Origin of the sequence: Lachnotalea glycerini (genome assembly GCF_003201285.1) — a bacterium.
GTDB classification, from domain to species: domain Bacteria; phylum Bacillota; class Clostridia; order Lachnospirales; family Lachnospiraceae; genus Lachnotalea; species Lachnotalea glycerini.
On sequence record NZ_QICS01000003.1, the window covers coordinates 343,227 to 355,507 of the forward strand.

Genomic DNA, 12,281 nt, shown 5'->3' on the forward strand with positions numbered 1-12,281 from the left:
TGAATATAATAGAGTAACACTTATCGGTTTTTGGCGTGCCAATAAACGATAAGTGTTAAAAATGCATATTTGCAAGCATTTATCACGAATCATAGAAAGGAAAGAACTATGTCTCACTGCTTTATCCTACCAATTCTCGTTTTTGTATTATTGCTAATCATTATTAGTATTTTATTTTTTTTGTCAAAACAGAAACGCAACACTTTAACTCCTATCGGTGATACTGCTCTTAAAGTAATTGAAATAAACAACGAACTAAATCCAACTGGATATTATTATTCATTTCAGGATGATACCTTTTATTGCAACAAAGATGCCACTTCACGTAGTTTTGGATACTGCAAACTATATGATGAAACTTTGCCGCTTGTTGGAATGATTGTCGATTGTGAACCTATTTATTTTGATTATGACGAAAAACATTGGCTAATTGAATTATGGAAGGGACAATACGGAATGGCCTCCGGTGCATGTGCTGGTATTTATAACACGGCAAATGGACCAATTAAATCGCCAAGGTTTAACGGTATTTTCTATGAAAGTATTTTAGACAACGATAATTTTTTAATTGATTTAAATCTAAAAAAGAAGAATGAATTAATACTTCATAAATCCGCAAGACAAAGCTGGTTTGCTGGATTAAAACTTGGCGCATTTTCAATGCCCTCCGATTTATCATTGACCGCAAAAATAACTTTTCCCAATAAGAAGATGCTTCATGAATGTATTATAGGCTTAAAAAATATCGGTTACACCAACCGCGAATTTTCCATGCACCTAAAAACAGTTACCATTCATTTTACAAAGCCTCATACCACTCAACCTGCCTCCAGAACCAGAGTACAGGAAACAATTATTCAACAGGGTAATAAGTCAAATTGCGAAAGTTATGAACTATTAAACTCCAAGTGTAAAAATACAATCGAAAAATTGCAGCTTTTGAAAGATTCCTCCCCTGAATTATACGACAAAGTACTCAAATCCTTTTACTCTAAGGAGGCTTATGCCGGATATGAACTAATCAGCCCAATCAATTATAAATTGCATTGTCAAAATGATGATATAAAAATTGATGAGCCATTCTCTGATAGTTTTGATATCTAGGTAAATGCTATGTTTATAAACAAAAAACTTAATAAATTGTATCATCAAAGCCGTGTCATCATGTTTGACAGTTCATCAAAATTTATAATATTGAGCGACTGTCATAGGGGGCAGGGTAATCACTCCGACAATTTTCTTCCAAATCAAAATATTTTTTATGCTGCACTTGATTATTATTACCATAATAATTACACTTATATTGAAATCGGAGATGGCGATGAATTATGGGAAAACCGAAATATTGACGATATTATTCAAGCACACACTGACGCCTTTCAATTAATGTCAAAATTCTACTACAGTAATCGGTTGTATATGCTTTATGGAAATCATGATATGGTAAAAAGAAATAAAAAATTTTGTAATAATAGCTTCTGCAATTATTATAATAAAACGGATGACTACAAGGTACCCCTTTTCCCTGAAATTTCAGTATACGAAAGTCTCCTGTTAAAGAATAAACAAAGTTCCATTGAGATTTTTTTGATTCATGGCCATCAAGGCGATTTATTGAATGATACCCTATGGCTCGTAGGAAGATGGCTTGTCCGCTATATTTGGCAGCCTATCGAACAAATTGGCTTTACCGCTCCTGCCAACGGTGCAAGAACCTATAAAAGCAAGAATAAAATAGAGGAAGCACTCAGTCAATATGCAAACTCAGCCAATACAATTTTAATTGCTGGTCATACTCACAGACCGGCATTTTCACCCCCAGGTGAAGCCTTATACTTTAATGACGGAAGCTGTGTTCATCCTAGCTGCATCACCGGTATTGAAATTTGCAACGATGAAATCAGTCTGATAAAATGGTCTGTTAAGCCTAACAATCATAATATTTTATTTATTACCAAGGATATCCTAGATGGACCAATAAATCTTAATTTGTATTTTTAGCTAAACTTGTTTATACTCTACCCTATAGGATGAAATCAGAGGAGAGCAAGCTTACATTGATTTCATCCTATAGAAACCCAAAATCAATCATTCATTTCATTTAAAATGACGAGGATATGCTTATGAAAAATAAAGAAATAAGTAAAGAAGAAGCTTTCGACATTTTTATTAACTGCCAACACTATTTTAACACATATAAAACCTATTCCATTCCTTTTCGAATGGAACAGCTTGTTAAGTTGAAAAACGCCATTCAACGATATGAACGTTCTATCATGAAAGCATTATACAAGGACTTAGGAAAGTCAGGTTTTGAAGCCTACGCAACAGAAATAGGATTTACTTTAAAAAGTATTACAGATACACTAAAGCATCTGAACAACTGGACAAAAGAAGTGCCTGTTAAAACGCCCTATTATCTGCTGCCTGCCCAAAGTAAGCTTGTATATGAACCTTATGGCACTGTTTTAATTATGGCTCCCTACAACTATCCATTTCAACTGTTAATCGAGCCTTTGATTGGTGCAATCAGTGCTGGCAACTGTGTTATTCTAAAACCTTCTGAGCTTACGCCATGGACTTCTATGGTTATTCAGAAAATGATTTCAGAAATTTTTAACCCAAATTACATTCGTTGTATAGAAGGAGGTGTCTCAACAAATCAGGCTCTGCTTCAAGTACCGTTTCGCTATATTTTCTTCACTGGTAGTACTACGGTTGGTAAACTTGTTATGGAAGCAGCATCCAAAAATTTAATACCTGTCACTCTGGAGCTTGGAGGCAAAAGTCCAGTCTTTATTGAGCAAAGCGCTAATATCAAATGGGCTGCCAATCGTATCGCATGGGGAAAATTTATCAATGTTGGTCAAACCTGTATTGCACCCGATTATGTACTTGTTCCTTCTGCTTTGAAAGACATATTTATTGAAGAATTGAAAAAATGCATTATACGCTTTTACGGATCAGATGCCAGCAAAAGTGCCTCTTATGGAAGAATTATAAATAATAGACATTTCGATCGTCTTATGAATATTATTAATAAAGATTCTTCCTATATCAGATATGGGGGAGCTGGTAATCCGCTAACAAAATATCTGGAGCCAACCATACTAGAGATACCTGATTTAAATGCATCATGTATGCAAGAGGAAATATTTGGTCCTATTCTTCCCATTATTTCCTATCAAAGTATGGAAGAAGCAAAATCAATTATAGAAACTATGCCAACTCCTCTGGCACTCTATTTATTTACCAAAAATAAACGTGTCAGAAATGATATTGTTGCTCATATTCCCTGCGGTGGCGTTTGCATCAATGACACCTTAGAGCATATCGTAAATCCAAATCTTTCTTTTGGCGGTATCGGTTCTTCCGGCATGGGCTCATATCACGGTAAGCAGAGCTTTCTCACCTTTTCCCATCAAAAAAGCGTCCTGTCACGTGCAGGCAATATTGATATGAAATTCTTAAACCCACCTTATACCAAAGCAGGATTGAAAGTAATTAAGAAAATACTGAAATAAAGCAAGCATGGAGTCACGTAGTGACATCTTCCTTATGTATTTGTGTTCTTTCTTTTCAATTACAAGGAAATACATAGGAAAGACTTCTTATTGAAAATTGCCCCTCTTGAGTGAGGGGCAAATACTTTGAGGGTATCTTATTCATGATATTTTATTTACTTAATAACAACCCCAAGCATCCTTGCAAGCTCTGCCGCCTGATACAAGTCTATTATGACTCCCTTAAGCTCACTCATCGTATCAGATACAACTATCCCTGTTATGGTACTTTTTGTAAAATCCAACCCTTTCAAGGGTGTATGAAAAAAATTTGCATTAACAAAATCCACCTTGTCACACATCAAATTCTTAAGCTTACATTCGGCCAGACTAGCATTATTAAAATTACTGTTTGCAAGCTCTGCCACCTGAATACTCACATCAGTCATATTCACATACTCAAAATTACTCTCAGCTATCGAAACATCTTTCATAATTGACTTACTAAACTTTGCTCCAAGTGCTTTATCGGTAACAAACTCACATCGGTTAAAATAGCTTTGACTCATATCACAGTTTGATAAATCACAGTTTTTAAAAAGAACATCTATAAAAGTACATTTTTGAAAAATACAGTCTGTTAATCTGACATTTTCAAATAAAATATTACTAAACCGAACTCCCGTAATATCCTCTCCAACAAGATACTCTCCTTTGATATGCATTTCTTCTATTTCCGTTTCGTTTTGCCTTGCATCCTGCAATAGATCCTGTAAATCACATACCTCTGGCAGTTCTTGCAACAGTTTAGGCTTTTGAACTTTCATAGCTTTTCCTTTCCTTTAGCAATGTCTTTTTAGTCAAATTGTATATTTACAACCCTCTTTGCTAATTGCTTAAACTTTTTCATTTATTACATTTTTATTTTATCATAACATGAAAATTTTAAAATGAAAAGGGAGTAAGCTCACGGTGTCAAGCTATTTCCATTTAGTTTATTTCCATTTCTTTGATCAGATTAACCATTTCAATCGCACTTACAGCACAATCATAGCCCTTATTTCCTGCCTTTGAGCCAGCACGCTCAATCGCCTGTTCTATATTTTCCGTAGTGAGCACGCCAAACATAACAGGAATATTGCTTTGCAGCGCTACAGTTGCAATCCCTTTGGATACCTCACTACACACATAATCATAATGTGTTGTACTTCCCCTTATGACAGCTCCAAGGCATATCACAGCATCATATCTTTTACTGTTTGCCATCTTAGCTGCAATAAGGGGTATTTCAAAAGCACCCGGAACCCACGCAACACGGATATCCTCTTCATTTACATCATGACGCTTCAATCCATCAAGTGCACCGCTAAGCAGCTTTGCCGTAATGAATTCATTAAATCTGGCAGCCACAATTCCAACTTTTATATCCTTTGATACTAATTTTCCTTCATAAATTTTCATTGTTATTATCTCCTCTTAATAATCTAAAATATGACCCATTTTTTCCCGTTTCGTCTTCAGATAAAAATAATCATGTGCAGTTGGCGTTACTTGAATCGATACCCGGTTAATAATCTCCATTCCATAGTCAGCCAACTGTTCTACTTTACCTGGATTATTTGTTAAAAGCCGAAGTGTTTTCACTCCTAAATCCTTTAATATCTGTGCACCGATGTAATATTCTCTTAAATCACCGTCAAAGCCCAAAGCCAGATTAGCCTCTAATGTATCCATACCTTTTTCCTGAAGTTCATAAGCTTTTAATTTATTAACAAGACCAATTCCTCTGCCTTCCTGCCGCATATATAAAAGTACTCCTCTGCCCTCACGTTCTATCAATGTCATCGCCTGTGCAAACTGTTGGCCGCAGTCACAGCGCAGAGAGCCAAAGGTATCGCCTGTTAAGCATTCAGAATGAACTCTACAAAGTAAATTTTCGCCATTTCCGATTTCTCCTTTTACTAAAGCAACATGATGCTCACCATTTAATTGATTGATATAAGCATATGACTTAAATTCACCATATTTTGTAGGCATTTTTGTAATTGAGACGCATTTTACAAAGCACTCATTCTTTTTTCTGTAATTCTGTATGGATTTTATCGTAATAAACTTCATATTCCATTTTTGAGCAAGCAATATAAGCTCAGGTGTCCTCATCATAGTACCGTCATCTTTCATGATTTCACAGCAAACACCACATTCTTTGAGTCCTGAAAGACGCATCAAATCTACTGTTGCTTCTGTATGTCCTGCACGCTCTAACACACCGTTTTTCTTCGCCAGCAAGGGAAACATATGTCCGGGCTTTCGAAATTCCTCCGGTTTTACATCCTCCTCAACGCATTTCAAAGCAGTAATACTTCTTTCACTGGCAGATATTCCTGTTGTTGTATTCATATGATCAATTGAAACGGTAAAAGCAGTTTCATGATTATCGGTATTATCTTTGACCATAAGTGGAATATGAAGTCTTTCTGCCAGTTCCTCACTCATTGGCATACAAATCAAGCCTTTTCCGTGCGTTGCCATAAAATTAATATTTTGTGTAGTGGCAAATTGAGCGGCACAGATAAAATCTCCCTCATTTTCACGACCTTCATCATCCGTAACTAGTATAATTTTCCCCTCGTTAAGCTCCTTTAGAGCATCTTTTACTGTACTATATTCAAACATTACCTTATTCCTCCTCTCTAATAACCAAATTTATTCAGAAAGTCCTTAGTTATATTGCTTCCTGTATCTTGCTTGGATTTATTTTTTAATAATTGTTCAATGTATTTTCCCAAAATATCGTTTTCTAAATTTACCATATCTCCAACCATTTTATAAGAAAGTGATGTGTTTTTAGCAGTATGAGGTATTACAGAAACGCAAAAACTATCCTGATTAGCTTTTGCAATGGTAAGACTAATTCCGTCAATTGCTATAGAACCCTTTTCCACCACATATTTCATGATTTTACTACCTGTCTTTATAGTATACCAAATGGCTTTTTCATCCTTTACCATATCAACGATCTGACCAGTTCCATCTATATGTCCCGAAACTATGTGTCCACCAAATCTTCCATTTGCTGGCATGGCACGTTCCAAATTAACCAGTCTACCTATTACGAGTTTGGAAAGTTCACAACGTGTTAATGTTTCATGCATAACGTACGCTGTAAAGGTTCTACCCAATATCTCAGTCACTGTAAGGCAAATACCGTTTACTGCTACGCTGTCTCCCAAATGTAAATCCTCTAATATGATATCTGCCAGAATTGTAATCGTAACCGATTGCTTTCCTCTCATTATACTTCTTATACTTCCAGTCTCTTCTATTATTCCTGTAAACATGGATAGCTCACCTCACCCTCGATTAATATATCCTCGCCCAATTGTGTTATTGTCCTGTTCTTTAGCCAGAAAGCACTTTGGGGGTCTTTAATTCCTTCCCCTCCTATAGGAGATTCTGCCCCTTTTCCTCCAAACAGCTTTGGTGATATATAGCATTGCAGTTTATTAACAATTCCACATTGAAGTGCCGACCATCCAAGTGCTGCTCCTCCTTCCAATAAAACACTGTCAATCCCCATCTTTCCTAATTGCTTCATCAATTCGCAAAGATTAATATGGCCGTCAGCTTTTTCTACCGTAATCAACTCACAGCCAGCCTTTAAGTATGGCTCACGCTTTGCTTCCTCAATGCAGGAAGTTGCTATTATAGTGTGTATTTTCCTTGCTGTAAGAATCAGCTTTGTTCTTAATGGTGTTCTTAGATTTGTATCACATATAATTCGTATGGGGGTTTTTCCCTGATTTAAGCGGCAAGTTAGCAATGGGTTATCTAATATCACCGTATTCACTCCAACCATAATTGCAGTGTAACGATGACGGTCTAGATGAACCTGTTTTCTTGCGGTTTCTCCTGTTATCCATCTTGATTTTCCGGTATAAGTAGCAATTTTACCATCCATTGTCATTGCATATTTCATGATGACATACGGTATTTTTGTCTTAATGTAGTGAAAAAATACTTCATTTAACTTATCACATTCCTCCTTGCATATATCTTCTGTAACATCTATATTATTCTCTCGCAAAATTTTTATCCCCCTCCCCCTTACTAAGGGATTGGGATCAGTTGAACCAACCACCACCCTTTTTATTTTGCTTTCTATAATTGCCTTTGTACATGGCGATGTTTTTCCATAATGACAACATGGCTCTAAGGTTACATAGAGCGTTGCATCTTTTGGTGATGTACTCAAATGGTTCAGCGCATTTCTTTCTGCATGCAGCTGACCATACTTTTCATGATAGCCCTGACCAATAATCACCCCCTCCTTTACAATGATAGCTCCTACCATGGGATTGGGATTTACATAACCTAAACCCTTTTTGGCCAGCTCTAATGCTAATTTCATATAATCTGTGTCTTGCATTTTACCTCCTGACTTTAAAAAAAGCATAAAGGACATTGAAAAATACATTCAAGGCCTTTATGCTTTTATTTTGTATTATGAAACGGATTCTCTGTCTATCCCCAAAATAAAAATTTTAGATAGGCAGCGCTTTTTATTCAATAAGAAATTTCTTATTAATAGAATAAAAAAACTCTGAAATGTTAAACATTTCAGAGCTAAAAATCAAAAATACAAAATTATAATCAATCTGTTTCTTCTTTCATCCAGACTTTACTGTCGGCTTCGGAATTACACCGAATCAACCTTACGGCTCGTGGGCTTTACCACCGGTAGGGAATTGCACCCTGCCCTGAAGATTATATTCAATTGTTTAGACTATATCATTTTTAAATAAATTTGTCAAATTTATTTTGTTATTTAATCAATGTATTCAACAGTTGTTGACGATAATATAATATCTGCTGTAGTCGAATCCTCCACGCTATTATTAATTACAATTTCACCCGAAACCAATTTTGCATAAATATTCTCATAATCACTTTGCGTAAAAATCTGAAATTTAGAATTTTCTAGGGGAATGCCAATGCCTTCATTTATTGCGGAAAAGGTTTGAGCCGTCCCACCAGGGAAAGTGTTTGTGTAATACTCCTCTATCGCACAATATACTGCTTTTTGAATCATCTTCATTGCCGAAGTTATTACCACATCTGATACTTCACTTTGATCTACATCAACTCCTATTACTTTGGCGTCATTTTGCTCCGCAGCCGCTATTACAGAATTGCCTACAGCGCCTCCACAAGAAAAAATAACCTCAATACCATTTTGATACCAAGAACTCGCTAATTCCTCTATGCAAGAGGAAGCTTGAAAAGTACCTGTATAAGTATATTTAATCTCCACATTGATATTATCTTCTGATGCTGCATAATCACACCCCTGCACAAATCCATAGCCATAACGTATCACTGCTGGAACTGCCATCCCACCTAAAAAACCTAGCTTAGTGTTTTTGTCTTTAACGGCTGCATACCCCGCCAAAAAACCAGCCTGTTCCTCTTGAAACAAAATGGCCAATACATTATTATCGATTCGATATTCAGTGTTTGCGGCATTTTGAGGTTCACCGTCAATTAATATAAAGTTAACATTGGGATATTTTTCCTGAGCAATAAACACAGGTGTTTCAAATAGAAATCCTGGGCAAACCACCAATTTAGCTCCATTTTTAATCGCGTTATCAATTGTTTCTAAGTACGCATCATTTGTTCCTTCCTCCGGTTGGTAATATGTATATGTAATTTTATGTTCTTTGGCATACTGCCTGATCCCTTCCCATGATGCCTGATTAAAAGACTTATCTTCAATTGTCCCTAGATCAGTGACCAAAGCTATCTCATATTCTTCCTCTGATTCCTCTGAATCATTCGCTAAACTCTTTGCTGTCTTTGAATCCTCTTTGTTATCTTTCGCATCTACGCAACCGGAAACAAATAATGATCCCGCACAAACACAAAATAATACAAATAGAAAATTCAACCTCCGCATAGTTATCACATCCTTATTTACCTTTACATTGTATTAATTGATTCTTACCACTTTTCTTTGCATCATACAATGCCTGATCCGCCACTTGATATAACTCTTCAAAGCTAGCTGCGTCCTTTGGAAATATTGCCGCACCAATACTGAAAGTAATCGATTCTAAAACAGTCTCTTTGCATGACAGCATCTTAAATAACTCACCCGTTTTTCTCATTACAGCCTCAATCTCAAACTCTGATTTTAATCCTTTGATGAAAATTATAAATTCGTCACCACCCACTCTTCCTAATATATTACCTTCTCCAAATTCCTCTCTCATATAATATCCGACTCTTTTAAGAACCGTATCACCCATTGCATGCCCCATCGTATCATTGATTCCTTTAAAATTATCTATATCTACAATAAACAAAATTCCACATGCTTTCGGATTTTCCATAATATATTGCTGAATTTCATGCTCCGTAGTAACTTTATTATTCAACTCAGTCAACAAATCTGTATTGGCTCTCTTTTGTAATTTTTTATTGTGCTTTATATAAAAATGTTGTACAAACAGTGTTATTCCGACCATAAGAAAGATAAAAGCCAAAATTAGTATTAGCAAATATGTAATTAAATTACGGATGCTCGTCCATTCATCCGTTAATTTCTGCTCATATAGGCTTTTCTCAAAGCCTATTGTGATATACCAATCATTAATAAAGGTTGGAACACCAATAACATATTTTGATTCATTATCATGAACTAAAAATAAAGATGTATTTTCCATTTTCTCTACTGCATTTTGAATCTTTTGTGAATCAATATCTGAATCCATTTCGTTTAATAGCTGTGGCAATGTCACTCCCTTGGTTGGCTGTTGATTCAGTCCTTCGGTGGTAATAACTTCACCATTGTCTACGCTAAAGATAAGAAAGGCATTACTAAATTCCGAAGATTGTGCAAAAAGCTTTCTAACATGGCTGACTGAATAATACATTAATATATACCCATTCACCTCATCCTCCTCAGCAACCGGAATTACAGAAACAATAGCCTCTGCCTGCATAATATTTTCTTTTTGAATATATGTATAGTATTGACTTGAGCCTTTGTCTGATCGTAAAATATTATCTTTCTTTACATTTACCTTAATTCCACTTTGAGTAACACCAATCCCTTTTGTATCACAATAAACCACCATATAAGCATTTGAGTTATCACACAAGGTTCCAATTATAGGCAAAGCTTGATTCGCCGATTCTATTGACAAGACGTTTAACATATCACTAAATGCACTACCCATTCTAGTCATTATACTTAATTCATCTCGAATTTGATAGGTAAAATTCTCAGTCTCAATTGTAAGATCATCCTCTATTACTGATTTTGCTGCGTTATTACTTATAATAGCAAAGTTGTACAATAAAATTAATATCAGTACTAACAATAAGGAAATTGGGAAAAAAACCATCGACAACTTCACATAGAACTTTCTCTCTTTATTATTCATCTGTTTTCCTCTGTAACCAAAACAACTATCCTATCATTATGTACATTATGGCTATATATAATGTTAGTATAGCATCTTCTTTTGTTAGTTTCAATAAATTAGTCTTTAATAAGTTGTAGCCTAAAAGCGTTTTTATTTCTATTAGCACAGATTGAAAGTTATATTTTACTATACTCTGTTTCACCAACTACCTGTATCCCATTTTTTATTAATAATTCTGCTAATACTCCATTTCCATCTGTTAAATTTCCCGAAAATGTTCCATCATATATTTTACCCATACCACATGATGGACTTCGTTCTTTCAATATTGCATATTTACAATCAAGCATTTTAGCAAGTTTTAATATCTCTTTGGCTCCCCTTTCATAATTTTTAGTTACATCCTTACCTGAATGAGTCAAAATTCTATTACCAACTCTCTCCGCTGCTTCACGTGGGGTAGCTAATCCTCCGTAAATTTCAGGACATACTGGGATTAAATTATGCTCTTTTTTTAATCCTTCTATATGCTCCTGCATTACACCCGAGCCATCATATCTGCATTGAATTCCCAATAAACACGCACTAACTAAAATATTCATATCCCTCTCCAATCAACACTCCTATTTTATACAGTGTTTAAATTTTATTATAATAATTTACTTTAACACTTTTTAGTAATGTAGTAATTCCTACAGAAAAAAATCTTGCAGCCTGTCAAAGACCACAAGATTCTATAATAAAAGCGATAGACGAGACTCGAACTCGCGACCTCCACCTTGGCAAGGTGGCGTACTACCAACTGTACTACTATCGCATATCAATAATATAATAATTAAATGTAAAATATCCAGCTAGGAACAGATCTGGCTAAGCGGGTGATGGGAATCGAACCCACGTATCTAGCTTGGAAGGCTAGTGTTCTACCATTGAACTACACCCGCATAAAGTGTTATAATTACTAGTGCCCAGAACCGGAATCGAACCAGTGACACGAGGATTTTCAGTCCTCTGCTCTACCGACTGAGCTATCTGGGCGAATAGACCTAAGTAATGGAACAACATGTATGATTCTACCAAAAAAATCAAATTATGTCAATCCTCATCTACTTAGTATTCTACTGCCGGCAACCGGAATCGAACCGGTACGGGAGTATAAGTCCCGCAGGATTTTAAGTCCTGTGCGTCTGCCAGTTCCGCCACGCCGGCATGGATATCAGATAATATCCTACTGGATGGAGAAGGATTCGAACCTTCGAAGTCGTCGACAACAGATTTACAGTCTGCCCCCTTTGGCCGCTCGGGAATCCATCCATTTCTATATCTGAACAGGGCTTATTGGTCG

Annotated in this window: 11 protein-coding genes, 5 tRNA genes and 1 riboswitch; of the genes, 3 read left to right on the top strand and 13 right to left on the bottom strand. The window is 35.8% G+C overall.

Translation table 11 applies throughout. The annotated features are described in order from the left end of the window. Positions 1-108 precede the first annotated feature (108 nt). From C8E03_RS08990 to C8E03_RS09000, 3 genes are all read left to right on the top strand, one after another. Complete coding sequence (locus C8E03_RS08990) at positions 109-1,104, top strand: DUF4474 domain-containing protein (protein WP_110290861.1); 996 nt, start codon at positions 109-111, stop codon at positions 1,102-1,104. Positions 1,105-1,113: 9 nt separating this feature from the next. Further along, positions 1,114-2,001: a metallophosphoesterase gene (locus C8E03_RS08995; RefSeq protein ID WP_110290862.1), complete on the top strand. Its 888-nt coding sequence runs from the start codon at positions 1,114-1,116 to the stop codon at positions 1,999-2,001. Between the two features lie 122 nt (positions 2,002-2,123). Continuing rightward, a complete protein-coding gene (locus tag C8E03_RS09000) occupies positions 2,124-3,524 on the top strand; it encodes an aldehyde dehydrogenase family protein (RefSeq protein ID WP_110290863.1) in 1,401 nt (466 codons plus the stop codon). Positions 3,525-3,679: 155 nt separating this feature from the next. Here C8E03_RS09000 and C8E03_RS09005 read toward each other — a convergent pair whose 3' ends face one another. The 13 genes from C8E03_RS09005 to C8E03_RS09065 all read right to left on the bottom strand — a co-directional run bounded on the left by C8E03_RS09005 (position 3,680) and on the right by C8E03_RS09065 (position 12,250). Next, the gene (locus tag C8E03_RS09005; RefSeq protein ID WP_094378100.1) at positions 3,680-4,330 is read right to left on the bottom strand and encodes a pentapeptide repeat-containing protein; all 651 of its coding nucleotides are present in this window, start codon (positions 4,328-4,330) and stop codon (positions 3,680-3,682) included. 163 nt (positions 4,331-4,493) lie between these two features. Continuing rightward, positions 4,494-4,964 (bottom strand): 6,7-dimethyl-8-ribityllumazine synthase, encoded by a 471-nt coding sequence (gene ribH / locus C8E03_RS09010; protein ID WP_094378101.1) that lies wholly within the window; start codon positions 4,962-4,964, stop codon positions 4,494-4,496. A gap of 15 nt (positions 4,965-4,979) precedes the next feature. Further along, positions 4,980-6,179 carry a bifunctional 3,4-dihydroxy-2-butanone-4-phosphate synthase/GTP cyclohydrolase II gene (locus C8E03_RS09015; protein ID WP_110290864.1) on the bottom strand — a complete coding sequence of 400 codons (1,200 nt, stop codon included), beginning with the start codon at positions 6,177-6,179 and terminating at the stop codon, positions 4,980-4,982. Between the two features lie 17 nt (positions 6,180-6,196). After that, a complete protein-coding gene (ribE, locus tag C8E03_RS09020) occupies positions 6,197-6,844 on the bottom strand; it encodes a riboflavin synthase (RefSeq protein ID WP_110290865.1) in 648 nt (215 codons plus the stop codon). After that, on the bottom strand, positions 6,829-7,932 hold the full coding sequence (ribD, locus tag C8E03_RS09025; RefSeq protein WP_110290866.1) for a bifunctional diaminohydroxyphosphoribosylaminopyrimidine deaminase/5-amino-6-(5-phosphoribosylamino)uracil reductase RibD: 1,104 nt from the start codon (positions 7,930-7,932) through the stop codon (positions 6,829-6,831). Before ribD ends, ribE begins: the two co-directional genes overlap by 16 nt. 229 nt (positions 7,933-8,161) lie before the next feature. Further along, a riboswitch (FMN riboswitch) is annotated at positions 8,162-8,275 on the bottom strand. A gap of 56 nt (positions 8,276-8,331) precedes the next feature. Then, on the bottom strand, positions 8,332-9,462 hold the full coding sequence (locus tag C8E03_RS09030; RefSeq protein ID WP_094378105.1) for a BMP family lipoprotein: 1,131 nt from the start codon (positions 9,460-9,462) through the stop codon (positions 8,332-8,334). A gap of 13 nt (positions 9,463-9,475) precedes the next feature. Further along, a complete protein-coding gene (locus C8E03_RS09035) occupies positions 9,476-10,954 on the bottom strand; it encodes a GGDEF domain-containing protein (protein ID WP_110290867.1) in 1,479 nt (492 codons plus the stop codon). Positions 10,955-11,112: 158 nt separating this feature from the next. Then, positions 11,113-11,538 carry a DUF523 domain-containing protein gene (locus C8E03_RS09040; protein ID WP_110290868.1) on the bottom strand — a complete coding sequence of 142 codons (426 nt, stop codon included), beginning with the start codon at positions 11,536-11,538 and terminating at the stop codon, positions 11,113-11,115. Between the two features lie 142 nt (positions 11,539-11,680). Beyond that, positions 11,681-11,753: transfer RNA gene (locus C8E03_RS09045), tRNA-Gly, on the bottom strand. Between the two features lie 56 nt (positions 11,754-11,809). Continuing rightward, positions 11,810-11,880, bottom strand: a tRNA-Gly gene (locus tag C8E03_RS09050). A gap of 21 nt (positions 11,881-11,901) precedes the next feature. Then, positions 11,902-11,974: transfer RNA gene (locus tag C8E03_RS09055), tRNA-Phe, on the bottom strand. Between the two features lie 84 nt (positions 11,975-12,058). Beyond that, a tRNA-Leu gene (locus C8E03_RS09060) sits at positions 12,059-12,145 on the bottom strand. 23 nt (positions 12,146-12,168) lie between these two features. After that, a tRNA-Tyr gene (locus C8E03_RS09065) sits at positions 12,169-12,250 on the bottom strand. Between the last annotated feature and the right edge of the window lie 31 nt (positions 12,251-12,281).

What these genes read in the sequence shown, in the direction of transcription:
- C8E03_RS08990 (WP_110290861.1), top strand. Translation starts at nt 109, where the DNA reads ATGTCTCACTGCTTTATCCTACCAATTCTCGTTTTTGTATTATTGCTA.
- C8E03_RS08995 (WP_110290862.1), top strand. Translation starts at nt 1,114, where the DNA reads ATGTTTATAAACAAAAAACTTAATAAATTGTATCATCAAAGCCGTGTC.
- C8E03_RS09000 (WP_110290863.1), top strand. Translation starts at nt 2,124, where the DNA reads ATGAAAAATAAAGAAATAAGTAAAGAAGAAGCTTTCGACATTTTTATT.
- C8E03_RS09005 (WP_094378100.1), bottom strand. Translation starts at nt 4,330, where the DNA reads ATGAAAGTTCAAAAGCCTAAACTGTTGCAAGAACTGCCAGAGGTATGT.
- ribH (WP_094378101.1), bottom strand. Translation starts at nt 4,964, where the DNA reads ATGAAAATTTATGAAGGAAAATTAGTATCAAAGGATATAAAAGTTGGA.
- C8E03_RS09015 (WP_110290864.1), bottom strand. Translation starts at nt 6,179, where the DNA reads ATGTTTGAATATAGTACAGTAAAAGATGCTCTAAAGGAGCTTAACGAG.
- ribE (WP_110290865.1), bottom strand. Translation starts at nt 6,844, where the DNA reads ATGTTTACAGGAATAATAGAAGAGACTGGAAGTATAAGAAGTATAATG.
- ribD (WP_110290866.1), bottom strand. Translation starts at nt 7,932, where the DNA reads ATGCAAGACACAGATTATATGAAATTAGCATTAGAGCTGGCCAAAAAG.
- C8E03_RS09030 (WP_094378105.1), bottom strand. Translation starts at nt 9,462, where the DNA reads ATGCGGAGGTTGAATTTTCTATTTGTATTATTTTGTGTTTGTGCGGGA.
- C8E03_RS09035 (WP_110290867.1), bottom strand. Translation starts at nt 10,954, where the DNA reads ATGAATAATAAAGAGAGAAAGTTCTATGTGAAGTTGTCGATGGTTTTT.
- C8E03_RS09040 (WP_110290868.1), bottom strand. Translation starts at nt 11,538, where the DNA reads ATGAATATTTTAGTTAGTGCGTGTTTATTGGGAATTCAATGCAGATAT.